17 protein-coding genes are annotated in these 19,316 nt (G+C 69.3%); 4 read left to right on the top strand and 13 right to left on the bottom strand.

Features of this window, described 5'->3' with window-relative positions:
- The first annotated feature begins 2 nt into the window (after positions 1 to 2).
- Positions 3 to 881 carry a hypothetical protein gene (locus CXQ92_RS05855; RefSeq protein WP_258069746.1) on the top strand — a complete coding sequence of 293 codons (879 nt, stop codon included), beginning with the start codon at positions 3 to 5 and terminating at the stop codon, positions 879 to 881.
- A 25-nt stretch (positions 882 to 906) separates the two neighbouring features.
- Here CXQ92_RS05855 and CXQ92_RS05860 read toward each other — a convergent pair whose 3' ends face one another.
- Entirely contained in the window at positions 907 to 1,521 is a 615-nt protein-coding gene (locus tag CXQ92_RS05860) for a hypothetical protein (RefSeq protein WP_104166039.1), read from the bottom strand.
- Between the two features lie 160 nt (positions 1,522 to 1,681).
- Here CXQ92_RS05860 and galE point away from each other — a divergent pair, with 160 nt between their 5' ends.
- Positions 1,682 to 2,707, top strand: coding sequence for a UDP-glucose 4-epimerase GalE (galE, locus tag CXQ92_RS05865; RefSeq protein ID WP_104166041.1), 1,026 nt, complete (start codon positions 1,682 to 1,684; stop codon positions 2,705 to 2,707).
- A gap of 78 nt (positions 2,708 to 2,785) precedes the next feature.
- Here galE and CXQ92_RS05870 read toward each other — a convergent pair whose 3' ends face one another.
- From CXQ92_RS05870 to fdxA, 3 genes are all read right to left on the bottom strand, one after another.
- Positions 2,786 to 4,066: a citrate synthase gene (locus CXQ92_RS05870; RefSeq protein ID WP_104166043.1), complete on the bottom strand. Its 1,281-nt coding sequence runs from the start codon at positions 4,064 to 4,066 to the stop codon at positions 2,786 to 2,788.
- 163 nt (positions 4,067 to 4,229) lie between these two features.
- Positions 4,230 to 5,384, bottom strand: a complete 1,155-nt coding sequence (gene dapC / locus CXQ92_RS05875) for a succinyldiaminopimelate transaminase (RefSeq protein WP_104166045.1) — start codon at positions 5,382 to 5,384, stop codon at positions 4,230 to 4,232.
- Complete coding sequence (gene fdxA / locus CXQ92_RS05880) at positions 5,385 to 5,711, bottom strand: ferredoxin (protein ID WP_043440973.1); 327 nt, start codon at positions 5,709 to 5,711, stop codon at positions 5,385 to 5,387. It lies immediately after the preceding gene.
- Between the two features lie 144 nt (positions 5,712 to 5,855).
- Here fdxA and CXQ92_RS05885 point away from each other — a divergent pair, with 144 nt between their 5' ends.
- Positions 5,856 to 6,086 carry a hypothetical protein gene (locus CXQ92_RS05885; RefSeq protein WP_104166047.1) on the top strand — a complete coding sequence of 77 codons (231 nt, stop codon included), beginning with the start codon at positions 5,856 to 5,858 and terminating at the stop codon, positions 6,084 to 6,086.
- 23 nt (positions 6,087 to 6,109) lie between these two features.
- Here the strand turns inward: CXQ92_RS05885 and CXQ92_RS05890 are convergent, their stop codons facing one another.
- Positions 6,110 to 6,397 carry a hypothetical protein gene (locus CXQ92_RS05890; RefSeq protein ID WP_104166049.1) on the bottom strand — a complete coding sequence of 96 codons (288 nt, stop codon included), beginning with the start codon at positions 6,395 to 6,397 and terminating at the stop codon, positions 6,110 to 6,112.
- A 153-nt stretch (positions 6,398 to 6,550) separates the two neighbouring features.
- On the opposite strand from CXQ92_RS05890, the gene CXQ92_RS05895 reads away from it, so the two are divergent.
- The gene (locus tag CXQ92_RS05895; protein WP_104166051.1) at positions 6,551 to 7,045 is read left to right on the top strand and encodes a transcriptional regulator; all 495 of its coding nucleotides are present in this window, start codon (positions 6,551 to 6,553) and stop codon (positions 7,043 to 7,045) included.
- A gap of 13 nt (positions 7,046 to 7,058) precedes the next feature.
- On the opposite strand, the gene CXQ92_RS05900 is transcribed toward CXQ92_RS05895, so the two are convergent.
- The 8 genes from CXQ92_RS05900 to CXQ92_RS05935 form a co-directional block, all read right to left on the bottom strand.
- Positions 7,059 to 7,526, bottom strand: coding sequence for a hypothetical protein (locus CXQ92_RS05900; RefSeq protein WP_104166053.1), 468 nt, complete (start codon positions 7,524 to 7,526; stop codon positions 7,059 to 7,061).
- A gap of 22 nt (positions 7,527 to 7,548) precedes the next feature.
- Complete coding sequence (typA, locus tag CXQ92_RS05905; protein ID WP_104166055.1) at positions 7,549 to 9,465, bottom strand: translational GTPase TypA; 1,917 nt, start codon at positions 9,463 to 9,465, stop codon at positions 7,549 to 7,551.
- Positions 9,466 to 9,665: 200 nt separating this feature from the next.
- Positions 9,666 to 11,471: a BCCT family transporter gene (locus CXQ92_RS05910; protein ID WP_104166057.1), complete on the bottom strand. Its 1,806-nt coding sequence runs from the start codon at positions 11,469 to 11,471 to the stop codon at positions 9,666 to 9,668.
- Positions 11,472 to 11,813: 342 nt separating this feature from the next.
- Positions 11,814 to 13,541, bottom strand: coding sequence for an ABC transporter ATP-binding protein (locus CXQ92_RS05915; RefSeq protein ID WP_104166059.1), 1,728 nt, complete (start codon positions 13,539 to 13,541; stop codon positions 11,814 to 11,816).
- The gene (locus tag CXQ92_RS05920) at positions 13,538 to 14,548 is read right to left on the bottom strand and encodes an ABC transporter permease (RefSeq protein ID WP_104166061.1); all 1,011 of its coding nucleotides are present in this window, start codon (positions 14,546 to 14,548) and stop codon (positions 13,538 to 13,540) included. The genes CXQ92_RS05915 and CXQ92_RS05920 overlap by 4 nt, the downstream gene beginning before the upstream one ends.
- Positions 14,541 to 15,467, bottom strand: coding sequence for an ABC transporter permease (locus tag CXQ92_RS05925; protein ID WP_104166063.1), 927 nt, complete (start codon positions 15,465 to 15,467; stop codon positions 14,541 to 14,543). Before CXQ92_RS05925 ends, CXQ92_RS05920 begins: the two co-directional genes overlap by 8 nt.
- A gap of 135 nt (positions 15,468 to 15,602) precedes the next feature.
- Positions 15,603 to 17,240 carry an ABC transporter substrate-binding protein gene (locus CXQ92_RS05930; protein ID WP_104166064.1) on the bottom strand — a complete coding sequence of 546 codons (1,638 nt, stop codon included), beginning with the start codon at positions 17,238 to 17,240 and terminating at the stop codon, positions 15,603 to 15,605.
- Between the two features lie 218 nt (positions 17,241 to 17,458).
- Complete coding sequence (locus CXQ92_RS05935) at positions 17,459 to 19,300, bottom strand: ABC transporter ATP-binding protein (RefSeq protein ID WP_104166066.1); 1,842 nt, start codon at positions 19,298 to 19,300, stop codon at positions 17,459 to 17,461.
- Positions 19,301 to 19,316 lie beyond the last annotated feature (16 nt).

A 19,316-nucleotide genomic window follows, 5' to 3' on the forward strand; every position in this document is an offset into this window, starting at 1 on the left:
GCATGTCCCCGCGGCCCCCGTCGGCTGCCGTCCGACGACGGCGGCGACAGCTCCGTACCGGCGCCATGCTCACCGGGCTCGCCGTCGTCGTGGTGGGCGGTACCGCCGTCGCCGTCCGCCAGCTGGACGAGAGCGAGGTCCTGGTGCAGGAGCGGTGCAGCGCGACGGTGGGGGCGGACACCTTCGAGCTCACCCCGGAGCAGGCCGGCAACGCCGCCCTCATCGCGGGCGTCGCCGTGAACCGGGCGCTGCCGGCCCGTGCGGCGTCGATCGCCATCGCGACCGCGATCCAGGAGTCCCGGCTGGAGAACATCGACTACGGGGACGACGCCGGACCGGACTCCCGCGGGCTGTTCCAGCAGCGTCCCTCGCAGGGCTGGGGGACGGAGGAGCAGGTCATGACGCCCCTCTACGCCGCGGGGGCCTTCTACGACGCCCTGGTGAGGATCCCGGGGTACGAGAGCCTGCCGGTCACCGAGGCCGCGCAGACGGTCCAGCGCTCCGCCTACCCGACGGCGTACGCCGACCACGAGCCGGAGGGCCGGGCGTTCGCCTCCGCGCTGACGGGCCACTCCCCCGCCGCCCTGGACTGCACCCTCCGCGAGCCCTCCGCCGACGGTGACCCGCTCGCCGTCTCGATCGCGGCCGAGGAGGTCTTCGGTCCGCTCGGCGGGACGGCGGACGGGACCCGCCTCACGCTGGACGCCGCGGACGTCAGGGGCTGGGCCGTCGCGCAGTGGGCGGTGGCGAACGCGTCCGCCCTGCAGATCACCTCGGTCGCGTTCTCCGGCCTCGAATGGGTCCGCGCGGACGGCGGCTGGTCGTCGACGACGACCGAGACCGGGGCGGTGACCATCACCGTCGCGGGGGCCACACCCTGAGGCACGGCGCGTGGCGGCCAGGGGCTCAGGCGAGCACCCTGATGATCGGCTCCACGTAGCTGCGGAAGGACCGCTCGTCGTCGAACAGGTCCTGGCTCATCAGGAGCTTGCCCGGCTCCACCCACCAGGCCCGTTCACCGCCGAGGGGCAGTTCGATGACCTCGAGCATGAAGGGGCGGGCCGGCCGCTCCAGCTCGAGTTCCCGTTCCTGGATCATCCGGCCGAGCAGGCGGTCCATGCTGTCCACCCCCCTGGACCCCACGCGGAGGGCGTACTCGGCGCACCGTTCCGCCGCCCACGCCATCGCGGTGCCGAAGTGCGCGCGCAGGAGGGCCTTCAGCCCCGCCATGCCGTCCAGCGCCTCGAACGATGGCGGCAGCGGCAGGACCGCGTCCCCGACGCGGTGGGCGAGCAGGCTGTGCCACCACGCCTCCCACTCCACGCGCAGCGTCGCCCGTCCGCCCACGGGCCCGGTCAGGCGCCGTGTCTCGACCCTGCGTACCGCCGGGAGCAGGGGCGGCAGCGCCGGCAGGCCCGTGCCCTGCAGCCCCGCGCAGTCCCTGAGGTACAGCGCCACGAGCAGCACCTCCGAGGTGTCCACCGTGAAGTATGCGCTGTAGCCGGATTCGGCGTGCGACATGGGCCTCCTTCGGAGCCGGTCGGGTTCACGTCTACAGTAATCCCAGGATCCCGACGGCTCCAGAGGCATGGGCGGCATCGGCCACGGCGGCCCGCCGCCGTCCGGGGGCCGGGCCGGTCGCATCACGTCCCACCCGCGCGGATGCACCTAGGATGAAAGCGTGAAAATACTCGTTACCGGTGGCAGCGGCTACATCGGCTCGCACACCGTCCTGACCCTGCTCGACCACGGCCACGACGTCGTCGTCGTCGACAACCTGCTGAACTCCACCGAGACCTCGCTCGAACGGGTCGCCGCCCTCGCCGGCCGCACGCCGACCTTCCACCGGGCCGACCTCCTCGACGAACCTCGGCTGCGCGCCATCTTCGCCGAGGAGGAGGTCGACGCCGTCATCCACTTCGCGGGCCTGAAAGCCGTCGGCGAGTCCGTGGAGAAGCCGCTGTACTACTACCACAACAATGTCGGCGGCACCCTGAACCTGCTGCGGGCCATGGACGACGCCGGCGTGCGGACCCTGGTCTTCAGTTCGTCGGCCACCGTCTACGGCGCCTCCGAGGAGGTGCCCCTGACCGAGAAGCTTCCCCTCGACGCGGTGAACCCCTACGGGCGCACGAAGGAGCAGATCGAGGACATCCTGACGGACCTCGGTGCCGCGGACCCCCGCTGGAACATCGCGCTGCTGCGGTACTTCAACCCCGTGGGCGCACACTCCTCGGGCACCATCGGCGAGGACCCCACGGGCATCCCCAACAACCTCCTGCCGTTCGTGGCGCAGGTGGCGGTGGGCCGCCGCGAGAAGGTCCTGGTCTTCGGCAACGACTACCCCACGCCGGACGGCACCGGGGTCCGCGACTACATCCACGTCGTGGACCTGGCCGAGGGCCACCTCGCCGCCCTGGACTACCTCGTGGCCCGCGGCGGCGTGCACACCTGGAACCTCGGGACGGGGAACGGCTCCTCCGTCCTCGAGGTCCTCCGGGCCTTCTCCGCCGCGGTGGGCCGCGACATCCCCTACGAGTTCGCTCCCCGCCGGCCGGGCGACGCCGCGGTCAGCTACGCCGACCCGTCGTCGGCCCTCGCGGACCTCGGCTGGTCCGCGACCCGCACCCTCGCGGAGATGTGCGAGGACCACTGGCGCTGGCAGAAGAACAACCCGCAGGGCTACGCGACCGCCGGCGGGAACTGACCCGCCCGGCACGGAACGACGGCGGCCGCCCACCTCCTGGAGGTGGGCGGCCGCCGTTCGTCCGGGTGGGAGCCGGGGTCAGTTCGCGGGGTAGTGGCGCTCGCCCTCACCCGTGTACAGCTGGCGCGGACGGCCGATCTTCGTCTGCGGGTCCTGCATCATCTCGCGCCACTGGGCGATCCAGCCCGGGAGGCGCCCGATGGCGAACAGGACGGTGAACATCTTCTCCGGGAAGCCCATGGCCTTGTAGATCAGACCCGTGTAGAAGTCCACGTTCGGGTACAGCTTCCGCTCGATGAAGTAGTCGTCCGCGAGGGCCTTCTCCTCGAGCCGCATGGCGATGTCGAGCAGTTCGTCGTTGCCGCCCAGCTTGCTGAGGATGTCGTGGGCCGTGGCCTTGACGATCTTCGCGCGGGGGTCGTAGTTCTTGTAGACGCGGTGCCCGAAGCCCATGAGCTTCACGCCGTCTTCCTTCTTCTTGACCTTCTCCATGAAGTCCTCGGGCTGCATGCCCTGGGCCTTGATGTCGCGGAGCATGTTCAGCACGGCCTCGTTGGCGCCGCCGTGCAGCGGGCCGAAGAGCGCGTTGATCCCCGCGGAGACGGAGGCGAACATGTTCGCGTTGGAGCTGCCCACGAGGCGGACGGTCGACGTCGAGCAGTTCTGCTCGTGGTCGGCGTGGAGGATGAGCAGGAGGTCCAGCGCCTTGACCATCAGCGGGTCGAGGTCGTACGGCTCGGCGGGCAGGCCGAAGGAGAGCCGCAGGAAGTTCTCCACCAGGTTCATGGAATTGTCCGGGTACAGCATGGGCTGGCCGATGGACTTCTTGTGCGCGTAGGCCGCGATGACCGGCAGCTTCGCCATGAGGCGGAAGGTGGAGAGCTCCACCTGCTCGTCGTCGAACGGGTCGAGCGAGTCCTGGTAGAACGTGGAGAGCGCGGAGACGGCCGAGGACAGCACGGGCATCGGGTGCGCATCCCGGGGGAAGCCGCCAAAGAAGCCCTTCAGCTCCTCGTGCAGGAGCGTGTGCCGGCGGATGCGGCCGTCGAAGGCGGTGAGCTCCTCGGGCGTCGGCAGGTTCCCGTAGATCAGGAGGTAGGAGACCTCGAGGAAGTTGGAGTTCTTCGCGAGCTCCTCGATCGGGTACCCCCGGTACCGCAGGATCCCCGCATCGCCGTCGATGTAGGTGATGGCCGAGGTGGTGGCCGCGGTGTTCATGAAGCCAGGGTCGAAGGTGACCTGGCCCGTCTGCTTCAGCAGCTTCGACACGTCGTAGCCGTGGTTGCCCTCGGCTGCGCGTACCAGCGGCAGGCTGAGTTCGCCGTCGCCGTAGTGCAGTGAGGCATTCTGCTCGGTCATTGATTCTCCTTCAGGAGCTGGAGCGCGGTCATCGCCACAAATCATCGCTTCGCACGAGGGCCCCCGGGCTCAGCACATTCACGCCAAACGCTACCGTCAGCGGGCCCCCGATCGCTAATCCTGCTGCCCTCCGGAAGTCGACGGCACGGACGACCACCGCGTCTCAGCGCGGAGCGTCCGCGAGACGCGTCACCGCGGCCCGGATCCGCTCGTCGCTCCCCGTGAGGGCCATCCTGATGAAGCCGTGCCCGGCCTCGCCGTAGAACGTTCCCGGGCCCGCGAGGATCCCGAGTCCGGCCAGCCTGTCGATGGTGTCCCAGGTGGGGCTCCCGTTCGACGCCCAGAGGTACAGTCCGGCCGCCGAGCCGCTGATCGTGAAGCCGGCGGCCTCGAGGGCCGGGACGAGCAGGGCACGACGACGACGGTACAGGTCCTTCTGCGCGGCCACGTGGGCGTCGTCCCCCAGTGCCACCCGCATGGCCTCCTGCACGGGGTACGGCACGATCATCCCCGCGTGCTTGCGGGAGTTGACGAGGTTCGCGACGATCACCGGGTCTCCGGCCGTGAACGCGGCCCGGTAGCCGGCGAGGTTGGACTGCTTGCTCAGCGAGTAGACGGCCAGCAGGTTCTCGTGGGATCCGCCGCACACCCGGGGGTCGAGCACGCTGGGCACGGGCTCGCCGCCCTCCGCGGGGTCCCAGCGGCCCCAGCCCAGCTCGCCGTAGCATTCGTCGGACGCCACGACCGCGCCGAGCGCACGGGCGTCGTCGACGACGGTCCGCAGGCCCTCGACGTCGAGCACCTCCCCCGTCGGATTGCCGGGCGAATTGATCCACACCAGGCGGACGCGGGCCCGCACGTCCCCGGGAAGGTCGGCGAGGGAGTCGGCAGCGACCGGCGTCGCCCCCGCGAGGTGGGCACCGACGTCGTACGTGGGGTAGGCGACGGAGGGCCGGACGACGACGTCGCCCTCGCCCAGTCCCAGCAGCAGGGGCAGCCACGCGACGAGCTCCTTGGAGCCGACGGTCGGCAGGATGTCCGCGGGGTCGAGCCCCGGCACTCCCCTGCGCCGTGCGAACCAGGCGCTGATCGCCTCACGGAGTGCCGCCGTGCCGTGGGTGGTGGGGTAGCCGTGCGCATCGGCGGCGGCGGCGAGTGCCGCCCGGATCAGGTCCGGCGTAGGGTCCACCGGGGTGCCGATGGACAGATCCACCAGGCCCCCGGGATGGCGGGAGGCGGTCTTCCGGTAGGGCACCAGCGCGTCCCACGGGTAGTCGGGCAGGTGCAGGCCGAACGGCTTCGGCTCCCCGGCCGCCACCTATGCGGGCTGGTTCTGGGGCGGCAGGACGGCGATGATGGGGTGGTCGAAGCCCGTGTTGCCGACCTTCGCCGCGCCGCCGGGCGAGCCGAGGTCGTCGAAGAACTCGACGTTGGCCTTGTAGTACTCGGCCCACTGCTCGGGGGTGTCGTCCTCGTAGTAGATCGCCTCGACCGGGCACACGGGCTCGCACGCGCCGCAGTCCACGCACTCGTCGGGGTGGATGTAGAGCGACCGCTCGCCCTCATAAATGCAGTCGACAGGGCACTCCTCGATACAGGCCTTGTCCTTGACATCCACGCATGGCTGCGCGATTACGTAGGTCACTTCCCACGCCTTTCCTGGTGACTGGGGTCGGGCTGACGCACCCGCGGTGCGGATTCCAGCTTAACGCAACGGCCCGTCCCGGCAGCACCGGGGCTTCCGCGGCCCCGTCGCCCGCAGGGTTCCGCCGGGGCCTACCCTTGAGGCGTGCAGACACCCGCATCCCTCCTCGCCTCCTTCCCCCTGGGGACGAGGGTCGTCGTCCGGCGTCGCGTGGACACCGGGTTCACGGACTCGCTCGGCGACCTCGTCGCCATCGACGGGACCACCTGTACGGTGCGGACCCGCAGGGGCGACGACGTCGTGCGCCTCGCCGACGTCACCGCGGCCCGGCCGGTGCCGCCGGCACCCCCACGCCGCGCGCCTCGGAGGCGGTGACCGCGTCCGCTCCGCGGACCCTGTCAGTCCCCGGGCTCCCGGGCGGCCACGCCCGACGCCGCTGATGCGAGGGCCTCGGCGTGGCGCATCACCAGCGCCGCGCCCACCAGGGCTGCGGAGAATGGGAGGAGCACGGTGGGGAGCATCGACACGAGCACCGTCACCGTCGTCGAGGCAGCCGATGCCCCCTCGACGATCGTCGTCCCGACGTTGGCGATGATCACCGGGCTCACCAGCAGCACCGTCACCGCGACGGCCCCCAGGATGATCCCCCATCGCAGAACGACTTCCCACGTCCTGACATCGGCCATACCGTCCCCCTGATGCTCACGTGATGCAGTCCCGCTACCGAATCACCGATCGGCCCGGATGGCAAGGTCCGACGAGGATGGCCGGCGGTCGCCTGCCCGACTCAGTGATTGGGACCTGCCAATCCCGCAGGCGATCTCCCGTACAATCGGCGCATGGACTCAGACGAGGATCTCCAGGCCCGGGGTCGGGCGCTCAGCTCTCCCGTCAGGCTCCGTATCCTGCGGCTGTGCCTGCACAGGGCGAGGACCAACAAGGAGATCGCGGAGGCGCTGGGCCTCAACCCGGCGACGACGCTCCACCACGTGCGCACCCTGCTCACCACGGGATTCCTTGCCGCCGAGGACACCCGCGTCGGCAACCGCGGGGCGAAGGAGATCCCCTACCGCGCCACCGGATTGTCGCGCACCAGCCGCGTGCCGCATTCGGCGCCCGCCCTCGTCGAGACGTTCCTGCAGGAGATCGAGGGCCTCGAGCCGTCGGAGATCGACGTCTGGCGCGTCGGCGTCCGGCTCAACGACGAGCACCGTACGGAGATGATGGGGCGCATCCGCGCGGTCTTCGAGGACTACGCACGGCGCGGGCCCGACGAGGACGGCACGGCGACCTCCGTCATGCTGGCCCACCACCTCGACCGCACGGCCGACTGAGTCCGGCCGCTTCCTAGGGTCGCCGGCGTGGCCGGAGCACGGCGACAGCCCGCACCACCGCGGCGAGCGTCACGACGAGCACGCCGAAGAGCCAGAGATTCCCCGCGAGCGCCGTCCCCGGGGCGACCGTCGAGGATCCGGTGACGATCAGCGTCTTCGACGACCGCGAGAGGAGCCCCACGATCCCGTACGCGACGGCGCCCGCCACCGCCGTCATCATCACGTTCCGCGCCCAGAGACCGCACAGCAGGAACAGGCTGCCCGCCAGCACCAGGGCGGCCGCCGCCCCGACAGGGAGGGCAGCCCCGCCCACGAAGAGCATGTGTGCGTGCAGGGCCGTCCCGAAGACCCCTGCCGCCACCCCTGCCGCCACGGCGCCAGCGATCGCGGCACCGCGCCGCGGGGTGTCGGGAGATGGCACCGGGAACGGCGAACGCCGGCCCTCCCCGGCAGGGGGAGGACCGGCGTCGTCGTAGGCCATGGTGCTGACGTTCCCGTCGGGACTAGGCCCGGGCGCGCGAACGCGAGGCGCGCATGCGCTCGTTGGCGTCGAGGATGACCTTGCGGATGCGGATGGACTCGGGGGTGACCTCCACGCACTCGTCCTCGCGGGCGAACTCGAGGGACTCCTCGAGGGTGAGGTTGCGCGGGGGCGTCAGGTTCTCGAAGGTGTCGGAGGAGGCCGCACGCATGTTGGTGAGCTTTTTCTCCTTCGTGATGTTGACGTCCATGTCGTCGGCGCGGGAGTTCTCGCCGACGATCATGCCCTCGTACACCTCGGAGGTGGGCTGCACGAAGAAGGAGCCGCGTTCCTGCAGGTTGATCATGGCGAACGGGGTGACGACGCCGGAGCGGTCGGCGATCATCGAGCCGTTGGTGCGGTACTCTATGTCGCCGGCCCACGGCTCGTAGCCCTCGGAGATCGAGGCCGCGATGCCGGCGCCGCGCGTGTCCGTGAGGAAGCGGGTGCGGAACCCGATCAGGCCGCGGGCGGGGACGATGAACTCCATGCGGACCCAGCCGGTGCCGTGGTTGGCCATGTTGGTCATGCGGCCCTTGCGGGCGGCCATGAGCTGCGTGACCCCGCCGAGGTACTCCTCGGGGACGTCGATGGTCATGTGTTCCATCGGCTCGTGGATCTTGCCGTCGATCGTCTTCGTGACCACCTGCGGCTTGCCGACGGTGAGCTCGAAGCCCTCGCGACGCATCTGCTCCACGAGGATGGCGAGTGCCAGCTCACCACGGCCCTGGACTTCCCAGGCGTCAGGGCGGGCCGTGGGCAGGACGCGGAGCGAGACGTTGCCGATCAGCTCCTTGTCGAGGCGGTCCTTGACCTGGCGGGCGGTGACCTTGGCGCCCTTGACCTTGCCGGCGAGCGGCGAGGTGTTGATACCGATGGTGACCGAGATCGCGGGATCGTCGACGGTGATCAGCGGCAGCGGCTGCGGGTTGTCGACGTCGGTGAGCGTCTCCCCGATGGTGATGCCCTCGATGCCGGCGACGGCGACGATCTCGCCGGGTCCGGCGGAATCGGTGGGCACGCGGTCCAGCGCCTTGGTGGCGAGGAGTTCGGTGATCTTGACGGTCTTCAGCTCACCGTTCTGGCGGGCCCAGGCGACCTGCTGGCCCTTGCGCAGCGTGCCGTTGAAGATGCGCAGCAGCGCGAGGCGGCCGAGGAACGGCGAGGCGTCGAGGTTGGTGACGTGCGCCTGCAGGACGCCGTTCGGGTTGTAGCGGGGCGCGGGGATGTGCTCGATGATCGTCTGGAACAGGGGCTCCAGGTTGTCGTTGGCCGGTGCGGAGCCGTTGGCCGGCTGCTCGATCGAGGCGGCACCGACGCGGGCCGCGGCGTAGACGACGGGCACGTTGAGGATCAGGTCGAGGTCGAGGTCGGGGACCTCGTCGGCGAGGTCGGACGCGAGGCCGAGGAGGAGGTCCATCGACTCGCTGACGACCTCCTCGATACGGGAGTCCGGGCGGTCGGTCTTGTTGACCAGCAGGATGACGGGGAGCTTGGCCGCGAGGGCCTTGCGGAGCACGAAGCGCGTCTGGGGCAGCGGGCCCTCGGAGGCGTCGACGAGGAGGACGACGCCGTCGACCATGGAGAGGCCTCGCTCCACCTCGCCGCCGAAGTCGGCGTGGCCCGGGGTGTCGATCACGTTGATGGTGATGGTCTCGCCCTTGGCGGAGGGTCCGTCGTAGAACACCGTGGTGTTCTTCGCGAGGATGGTGATGCCCTTCTCGCGCTCGAGGTCACCCGAGTCCATGACGCGGTCGGCGACGTCTCCGTGCGCAGCGAACGAGTTGGTCTGCTTCAGCATGGCGTCGACCAGGGTGGTTTTTCCGTGGTCAACGTGGGCCACGATGGCTACGTTGCGGAGGTCGCTGCGAACAGCGGTGTTGCCTGTGGTTTCAGACATGCGTTATTACTCAATTCGGTATCTACTGCGGGAAAATTGACGGCGGCTGCACTGCTCGCCCTCTTACCAGTCTAGGCGCTGGGCAAAAACGGACCTAATGCACCCTGTCAACCGGCGTCCGGAGGGTGTGCACGGACGACGGCGGCGGCCCTCCCCGCGGGAGGACCGCCGCCGTCGTGCGTGGATCGCGGGGTGTGCGGCTACGGCCGGCGGGTCCGCCGGAACCGCGGACCGGCAGCCTCGCCGGCGCTCTGCCCGACGGACCGATCGGTGCCGGCAGGTCCCTCGGACAGCGTGTCCGACGCATGGTCGGCGAGGTGTTCCTGCACCTGCCGCTCCACCCGACCGGACATCGACTCGTGGACCTGATCGGCCACGCGGTCGGCCATCGCCGTCGCCGCGAGCCTCCGCTGGGTCGCCTGCCACGCGCGGTGCTCCCCGTGGAACGCCTTGGCCGTCGCCACGCACATGGCGAGCATCACGACGCTGAACGGGAGCGCCGTGAGGATCGCCGCCGTCTGGATGGAGCTCAGGCCGGTGTCACCCACCAGGAGCAGGGCGATGGCGACGAGCGCTGCCAGCACCGCCCAGAACACGCGGATCCAGTTCCTCGGATTGGGGTCGCCGCCCGTGGAGATCATGCTCATCACGAGGGCACCCGAGTCGGCGGACGTGATGAAGAAGATCGCGATCAGGAGGATGGCGCCGATGAGCAGCGCGGGCCCGCCCGGCAGTCCGCCCAGCAGCCCGAAGAGGGCGTTCTCGGTGTCCACCGAGCCGTCCTCCGCGATCAGGCCGCCCTGGCCGAAGATCTCGCGGTAGATGGCGGAGCCGCCGAGCACGGAGAACCACAGGAAGCCCAGGGTGGTGGGGACCAGGAGCACGCCCGCGACGAACTCGCGGACGGTGCGTCCCTTCGAGATCCGGGCGATGAAGATGCCGACGAAGGGAGCCCAGGACATCCACCAGCCCCAGTAGAACGTGGTCCAGGCCGCCTGCCAGGCCTCACCCTCCGCGCCGGAGAACGCCAGCGTGTTGAAGGTCAGCCCGACGACGTTCTGGAGGTAGTTGCCGATGGACTGGACGAACTCGCGCAGGAGGAAGAGCGTGGGACCTGCGAAGAGCACCACGAGCAGCAGGAGCCCGGCGAGGACGAGGTTGATGTTCGAGAGCCACTTCATGCCCTTGCCCACGCCGGAGATCACGGACACGATGGTCAGGGCGGTGATGCAGAGGATCAACCCCACCTGCGTGGCTTCGGTGGCGGCGAGGATGTTCGCGCTGTCCAGCCCCGAGGAGATCTGGAGCACGCCGAGTCCCAGCGAGGTGGCGACGCCGAACAGCGTTCCCACGAGCGCGACGACGTCGATGGCGTGGCCCCAGGCGCCCTTGACGCGGTCGCCGAGCAGGGGTTCGAGGGTCCAGCGGATGGAGATCGGGCGGCCGCGCCGGTGCACGGCGTAGGCGATCGAGAGGCCCACGACGACGTAGATGCTCCAGGCGTGCAGTCCCCAGTGAAGGAAGGTCTGGGTGATGGCCTGCTGCCCGATCTGCACCTCGGTGCCGGTGACGCCGGGGCGGGGGCTGGCGAAGTGGTTGAGCGGTTCGGCCACGCCCCAGAAGACCAGGCCGATGCCCATGCCCGCGGCGAAGAGCAGCGCGAACCAGGACATGGTGGAGAACTCGGGCTTGTCGTCGTCCTTGCCGAGGCGGATGTCGCCGTAGCGGCTGAAGCCCACCCACAGCGAGAACGCCACGAAGAAGGCCACGATGGCCACGTAGTACCAGCCGAAGGCGCCGATCACGTTCTCCTGGATGCCCGCGAACAGGGCGGCCGCGGTGTCCGGGGAAACGAGGACGAACGCGACGAAAACCACGATCAGGGCCGCGGCCGGGATGAACACCGGCAGGGCCAATCGCGCTCTTTGTCCCGTGCTCGTTTCTCCGGTCCGCTCCTTCGGCGTGGGCGGACCGGCGACAGCCTCTTCCGGGGGCTTGATACTCATGAATCGTCTCCTTCGGTGATGCGACGTGACGCGTCGCGGTGGCGCCGCGTCACAGGGCAACTGCCAAGCCTACCGAGGATCACCGCGTCAAGAGGCGAAGGACAGGAGTGCCCCAGCGCTCCCGACGTCGTACGCTGCGCCGTCGGCGCCGTACGGATCGGCGCCAGTGCAGGGATCCCGGGCGATCGGCTCCCGCGGAGGGCGCCACCGCGGATCGTGCGCTCATTGTTACCTCCGGGACGGGTGTCACCTGTCCGTACGCAGCAGGCGGCCCCCGACCGGGGACCGCCTGCCGTCCGTCGACCGGCCTGCGCGACGACGCGCGCAGGCCGGGCCTCTACCTCAGGCGACCTCGGGAGGCAGGACCAGTCCCGCCCCGGGGATCGCCGCGAGCAGGGCCTGGGTGTAGGCCGTGCGGGGGTTGTCGAACACCTCGTCGGTGGTGCCCTGCTCCACGAGCCTGCCCTTCTCCATGACGGCCACATGGTCGGCGATCTGCCGGACCACCGCGAGGTCGTGGGTGATGAACAGGTAGCTCAGGCCGAGCTCCGACTGCAGGTCGGCGAGCAGGTTGAGGATCTGCGCCTGCACCAGCACGTCGAGCGCCGAGACGGCCTCGTCGCAGACGACCACCTCGGGGTCGAGCGCCAGGGCGCGTGCGATCGCCACGCGCTGCCGCTGCCCGCCCGAGAGCTCGTTGGGGAAGCGCTGCATCATCGCGGACGGCAGCGCCACCTGGTCGAGCAGCTCACGCACCTTCTTCTCCCGGCTCTTCGCGTTCCCCACGCCGTGGACGCGGAGCGGCTCCTCGATGGTCCGGTAGATGTTGTACATCGGGTCGAGCGAGCCGTAGGGGTCCTGGAAGATCGGCTGCACGCGCCGGCGGAAGTCGAACATCTCCTTCCGGCCGAGGGTGGTGATGTCCACGCCGTCGAACCGGATGCTGCCCGACGTCGCGTTCTCCAGGCCGAGGACCATCCTCGCCACGGTGGACTTCCCCGAGCCCGACTCCCCCACCACGGCGGTGGTGGTCCCGCGGGCGATGGAGAAGGACACCTTGTCCACCGCGGTGAAGTCGGTGGACCTGCCCCAGTTGCCGCGGATCCTGAAGACCTTCGTCAGGTCCTCGACCTCGATCACCCTGTCCCGGGCGGCGTCCGCCGGTGCCGCCGGTGCGAGCAGGTCGTCGGTCGCGACACCGGCCTTCTTGGCGGACTCGATGCGGCGCGACGCGATCGACGGCGCGGACGCCACGAGCTTCTGCGTGTAGGGGTGGCGGGGGTTCGTGAGCAGCTCGAGGGCCGGACCGGCCTCGACGACCTGCCCCTTGTACATGACGATCACCTTGTGCGCGCGCTCGGCGGCGAGCCCGAGGTCGTGGGTGATGAGCAGCACGGCGGTGCCGAGCTCCTCGGTCATGGTGTCCAGGTGGTCCAGGATCTGCCGCTGCACGGTGACGTCCAGGGCCGACGTCGGCTCGTCGGCGATGAGCAGGCGCGGCCGGCAGGACAGCCCGATCGCGATCAGCGCGCGCTGGCGCATGCCACCGGAGAACTCGTGCGGGTACTGGTTGGCGCGCGACTCGGCGTCGGGCAGGCCCGCCTCGGAGAGCACCTTGGCGACATCCTGCGGTCCGCTGGGAAGCCCGTTGGCCTTCAGCGTCTCCCGGACCTGGAACCCGATCTTCCAGACGGGGTTCAGGTTGGACATGGGGTCCTGCGGCACCATCCCGATCGAGGACCCGCGGAGTGCGACGATCCGCTTCTCCGAGGCGTGGGTGATGTCCTCGCCGTCGAAGATGATGCTGCCGTTGGACACCCTGCCGTTGGCGGGCAGGAGGCCGATCGCGGCCAGCGCCGTCGTCGACTTGCCGGATCCCGACTCCCCCACGATCGCGACGGTCTCGCCGGGCATCACGGTCAGGTGCGCGTTGCGCACCGCCGGGACCTCCCCGGTCGACGTCGAGAAGGTGATGGCGAGGTCCCGGAGCTCGAGCAGCGGCTGCGGTGTATCCGCTCCGTCCGACGCGGCGCGGCGGCCGCGCGTCTGGGTTCCTGTGCTGTGACTCATCGTTTGCGTGCCTTCGGGTCGAGAGCGTCACGCAGGGCGTCGCCCAGCATGATGAAGCTCAGAACGGTGATCGACAGGGCGAGGCCCGGCCAGAAGATCGCCATGGGGTTGCTGCGCAGCGACGGCTTCGCCGAGAAGATGTCATTACCCCAGGACATGACGTCCGGCGGGAGCCCGATGCCGAGGAAGGACAGCGTCGACTCCGCGACGATGAACGTGCCGAGCGAGATCGTCGCGATGACGATGACCGGCGCGAGCGCGTTGGGTATGACGTGCTTGACCAGGGCGCCCAGCGGCGAGACGCCCAGCGAGCGGGCCGCGGTGACGAAGTCCGCGTTGCGCACCTCGATCACCGCCGCCCGCGTGATGCGGGCGATCTGCGGCCAGCCGAAGGCCACGAGGATGACGACGAGCGTCCACACGTTCCGGTTCTGCTGGAACACGGGCAGCTGCACGACGACGATCGCGCCGAGGATCAGCGGGAGGGCGAAGAAGATGTCGCCCACGCGGGCGAGGATCGCGTCGACCCAGCCACCGAAGAAGCCCGCCAGTGCACCGATGAGGCCGCCGATCACGACGACGCCGAGCGTGGCGAACAGGCCGACGGTCAGCGAGGACTGCGTGCCGTACACCACGCGGGCGAGGATGTCGCAGCCCTGCACGGTGAAGCCGAGCGGGTGGCCGGGGGCCGGTCCGCCGTCCGAGTTCTCCAGCAGGCAGTTCTCGTTGGGCGGCTCGCTGGTGAAGAGGCCGGGGAACAGCGCCACGAAGATGACCGCGAGGATCAGGATCGCACTGATGATGAACAGCGGCTGCTTCCGCAGGCTGCGCCACGCCTCGCCCCACAGGCTGCGGGGAGCGGCGTCGGACACCGCGCTGTCCGTGGCCCGGAGCGGCGTCTCGTCGAGGTCGGCGACGAAGTGCTCGATCGGGTAGGCGGACGTCTTGGTGCGTGCCACGGGCGCGGCGGCCTCGGTGACGGCGACGGAAGATGTTGGTTCAGGCATATCGAATCCTTGGGTCCAGCCACGCGTACAGGAGATCCACCAGCAGGTTCGCGAGGCAGAAGATGAGGATCAGGAACGTGACGATCGAGACGACCATCGGTCCGTCACCGTTCAGCACGGCGCGGTAGAGGGTGTTGCCGACGCCGTTCACGTTGAAGATGCCCTCGGTCACGATCGCGCCGCCCATGAGGGCACCGAGGTCCGCACCGAGGAAGGTCACGACGGGGATCAGGGAGTTGCGGAGGACGTGCACGACGACGACGCGCCGGCGGCTGAGGCCCTTGGCCGTCGCGGTGCGCACGTAGTCGGCGTTGACGTTCTCGATGATGCTGGTCCGGGTCAGGCGCAGCACATAGGCGAAGGACACCAGTCCCAGGACCACGGCCGGGAGCAGGAGCTCCGTGATGGTCGCGTCGCCGCTGACGGTCGGGTTGGTCCACTGGAGTTTGACGCCGATCAGGAACTGCATCAGGAAGCCGAGCACGAAGATGGGCACGGCGATGACGATCAGGGACAGGACGAGGACCGAGGAGTCGAAGATCCGGCCCTTGCGGAGGCCCGCGATGAGGCCGAAGACGATGCCGAAGACGGCCTCGATGACGAGGGCCATGATGGCGAGCTTCGCGGTGGTCGGGAAGACCTCGGCGATGATCGTCGCGATGGGGCGGCCGGAGAAGTTCGTGCCGAGATCGAAGGTCAGTACGCCCTTGAGGTAGAGCAGGTACTGGATCCAGAAGGGCTGGTCGAGATTGTACTGCTCGCGCAGTCCGGCGACGACGGCGGGCGTGCAGCCGCGCTCGCCGCAGATGGCGGCGGTGGCGTCACCCGGGAGGCTGAAGACGAGGAAGTACACCAGCAGGGTCGCGCCGAGGAAGACGGGGATCAGCTGCAGGAAGCGCCGGACAATGTACCAGACCATCAGCGTGCACCTGCCGGTACTGCGTGCATCCGGACGGGATGCGGGTGGGGGTTGCTCATGAGGTGTCGAACCTTTTCGTTGGAGCACGGAAAAGGGGCCTGCCCTGTGCCGGGCAGGCCCCGAGACCGTTACGGGTTACTTGCCGGTGATGGCGTAGTAGAGCGGAACGCCGTTCCAGCCGAACTCAACGTTGTCCACGTTGTTGCTCCAGCCGCCCTGGGCGACCTGGTACCACAGCGGGATGGCCGGAAGGTCCTCCAGGAGGTGTTCCTGGGCCTTGTTCATGGCCTCGTTGCCCTCCTCGACAGAGCCGGCGGCGAGTCCGTCGGTCAGCTGCTGGTCGAATTCGGGGTTGCTGTAGCGGGCATCGTTGGACCCGGCGCCGGTGGCGTAGATGGGTCCGAGGAAGTTGTACAGCGACGGGTAGTCGGCCTGCCAGCCGGCGCGGAGGGCACCCGTGAGGGTCTCGTCCGTCGCCTCGGTGCGGGCTTCCTTGAAGGTCGCGTAGGGCTTGCCCGCGACCTCGATGCCGAGGTTGTTCTTGATGTTGTTCACCACGGCCTCGACCCACGTCTTGTGGTCGCCCTTGTCGGCGTTGTAGCCGATGGTCAGGGGCTGCGACTCGTCGTAGGGCGAGATCTTCTCGGCGTCGGCCCAGAGTTTCTTGGCTTCCTCCGGGTTGTACTCGAGGTTCTCGCTGCCCGGCAGGTCCGCGCTGTAGCCCTCGAGGACGGGAGCGGTGAAGTCCTTCGCCGGTTCGCGGCCACCGTTGAAGATGACCTCGGTGATCTCGTCGCGGTTGATCGCCATCGACAGCGCCTGGCGGCGCAGCTTGCCGGCCTCGCCCTCCCAGTTCGGGAGGTAGTACGGCACGGCGATGGTCTGGTTGCCCGCGTACGGCGCCTCGATGGCACGCTCGCCGAGATCACTCTCGAAGTTCTTGATGTCGCTCGTCGGGATGGTCTTCAGGACGTCCAGGTTGTCCGAGATCAGGTCCTGGTAGGCCGTCGTGTCGTTCTGGTAGATCTTGAACGTCACGCCGCCGTTCTGGGCGGCCTGGGGACCTTCGTACTCGTCGTTGGGCACGAGTTCGATCTGCTGGTTGTGCTGCCAGGCACCCTCGGAGGCGAACTTGTAGGGTCCGTTGCCGATCGGGTTCTCACCGAACGTGGCGGGGTCCTCGAGGGCGGCGGCCGGCAGCGGGTAGAACGCGCTGTAGCCCAGGCGCAGCGGCCAGTCGGATTCCGGCTGGGACAGCGCGACGGTGAACGTCCGGTCGTCCACGACCTTCAGGCCGCTCATGGTCTCCACGGTGGAGCCCTCGGCGCTGGCCTCGTCGTAGCCCTCGATGCTCTCGAAGAAGTAGCTCGAGAGCTGGGCGTTCTTCGCCGCGGCACCGTAGTTCCAGGCGTCCACGAAGGAGCTCGCCGTGACCGGGTCGCCGTTGGTGAAGGTCTTGCCCTCCTTGAGCGTGATCGTGTAGTTCTGGGCGTCCTCCGTCTCGATGGACTCCGCCATCTCGTTCTGGGGCTTGCCGTCGGCGTCATAGCTGACGAGGCCCGCGAAGACGAGGTCGAGGATCGCTCCGCCGCCCACCTCATTGGTGCTGGTGGGGATCAGCGGGTTCTGGGGCTCGGACCCATCCACCACGATCACGGCTTCGGTGTTGCCACCCTCGGCGCCTGATTCGGTGTCTCCGCCGCCACATGCACTGAGCGACAGCGCGGCCAGGGCCGCGACGCTGAGCATTTTGGAAGTGCGCGTGAAACGCATTCCGCCTCCTAATAATTGGGTCCTACCGGCCCGGATTCGGCCGGTCCATCGGCCCTCGCAGAGCGCGAGAGCCAACTCACACCGAGAAATCATATGCCCGTTCTGTTGCTTCTCTGAACATCAGGAGGAGTGGAGGGCCCTCCAGCTCACGGAAAAGCCCGCCCTGCGGCGGCAGGGCGGGCATGGACCGGGCGTCGGAGCGGGGGGCGTCCCCTCGGTCAGTCAGAGACCGTCAGGAGCTTGGCGCGGAGTTCGCGGCGTTCGCGCTGCTTCTCGGGATCAGGCAGCGGGACCGCCGCCAGCAGCCGCTGCGTGTACGGGTCCTGGGGGCTGCGCAGGATCTGGTCCCGGGACCCCTGCTCCACGATCCGGCCGCGCCGCATCACGCAGATGTAGTCCGCGAGCACGTCGACGACCGCCAGGTCGTGGGTGACGAACAGGCAGGCGAAGCCCAGCTCGCGCTGCAGGTTTTGGAACAGTTCCAGGACCTTCGCCTGCACGGAGACGTCGAGAGCCGACGTCGGCTCGTCCGCGACCATCAGCTTCGGCTTGAGCGACAGCGCCCGGGCGATCCCCACGCGCTGCTTCTGGCCACCCGAGAGCTCGTGCGGATACCTGTTGCGGTAGGCACGCGGCAGCTCCACCTGGTCGAGGAGCGCCTCGATGCGTTTCTGCAGCTCACCGCCCTTCGCCTCGCCCGCGAGGTACATCGGCTCGCCGATGCTCTCACCGATGGGCAGCCTGGGGTTCAGCGACGACGACGGGTCCTGGAACACCATGCCCACGTGGCGGCGGACCTTGGCGAGCTCCTTGGAGGAGGGGCGGAACCCGGAGACATCCGTGCCGACGACCTTCAGGGATCCCGCGGCGACCGGCAGCAGTCCGACGGCGGCCCGGCCGATCGTCGTCTTGCCTGAGCCCGACTCCCCGACGAGGCCGATGACCTGCCCGGGGTACACCGTCAGGTTCGCGCCCTCGACGGCGCGGAACGCCGGCACGCGCCCCTGCTTCGGGTACTCGATGGCGACGTCGATCAGTTCGAGGACCGGCGCCACCCCGGGCGTCCCGTGCGAGGCCACCTCGTGCTCGGCGTCGGCGAGCTGCGCGAGCACGTTCTGTTCGCGCCGCTCGAGTTCGTCGTGGTCCACCGTCTGCAGGTCCGTGTGGGTCGCCGCCGCGAGCGCCGCGGTGACGTCGACGTCGTCCTTCCCGTCCCCCTGCCCGAGGTGGGGCACGGCGGCGAGGAGCGCCCTGGTGTACTCGTGCTGCGGGTTCCTGAAGATCTGCTCCGCCGTACCGGTCTCCACGATGCGCCCCTGGCGCATCACGGCGATCCGGTCGGCGAGGTCCGCGACCACGCCCATGTCGTGGGTGATCAGGACGATCGCGCTGTTGAGCTGGGTCCTCAGGTTGCGCATGAGGTCGAGGATCTCCGCCTGTACCGTCACGTCGAGGGCCGTGGTGGGCTCGTCGGCGATGAGGAGCTTGGGGTCGCAGGACAGCGACTGGGCGATCATGGCGCGCTGGCGCTGGCCGCCGGAGAGCTGGTGCGGGTAGGACCGGAACGCCTTGTCCGGGTCCGGCAGCTCGACCATCTGCAGGAGGCGCAGCGCGCGCTGCTTCGCCTCGTCGGGCGAGATCTCGTTGTGCAGGCGCAGCGTCTCGACGATCTGGAAGCCGACGGTGTAGACGGGGTTCAGGGCCGTCATGGGTTCCTGGAAGATGACGGCGACGTCGTTGCCGCGGATCTGGCGCAGCCTGGCCGGGGACATCGTCAGCACGGACTTGCCGTTGAGCAGCACCTCGCCCGTGACCCGGCTGTTCGAGGGCAGCAGCCCGAGCAGCGACATCGAACTGGCGCTCTTGCCGGAGCCGGACTCCCCCACGATGGCGAGCACCTCGCCGGCCTTCACCTCGTAGTTCAGGTCGATGGCCGCAGGAACCCACTTCTTGTCGACGCCGAAGTCCACGCTGAGGTTCCGGACCTCGAGCACGGGACCCTGGGATGCCGGAAGATCCGCTCCGGTGTCTCCGGTGCCGCCGATGACCTGGGTACTCATGAGGGGTCCTCCTTCG

Origin of the sequence: Arthrobacter sp. SX1312, from assembly GCF_002929295.1 — a bacterium.
Classification (GTDB): Bacteria; Actinomycetota; Actinomycetes; order Actinomycetales; family Micrococcaceae; genus Arthrobacter_D.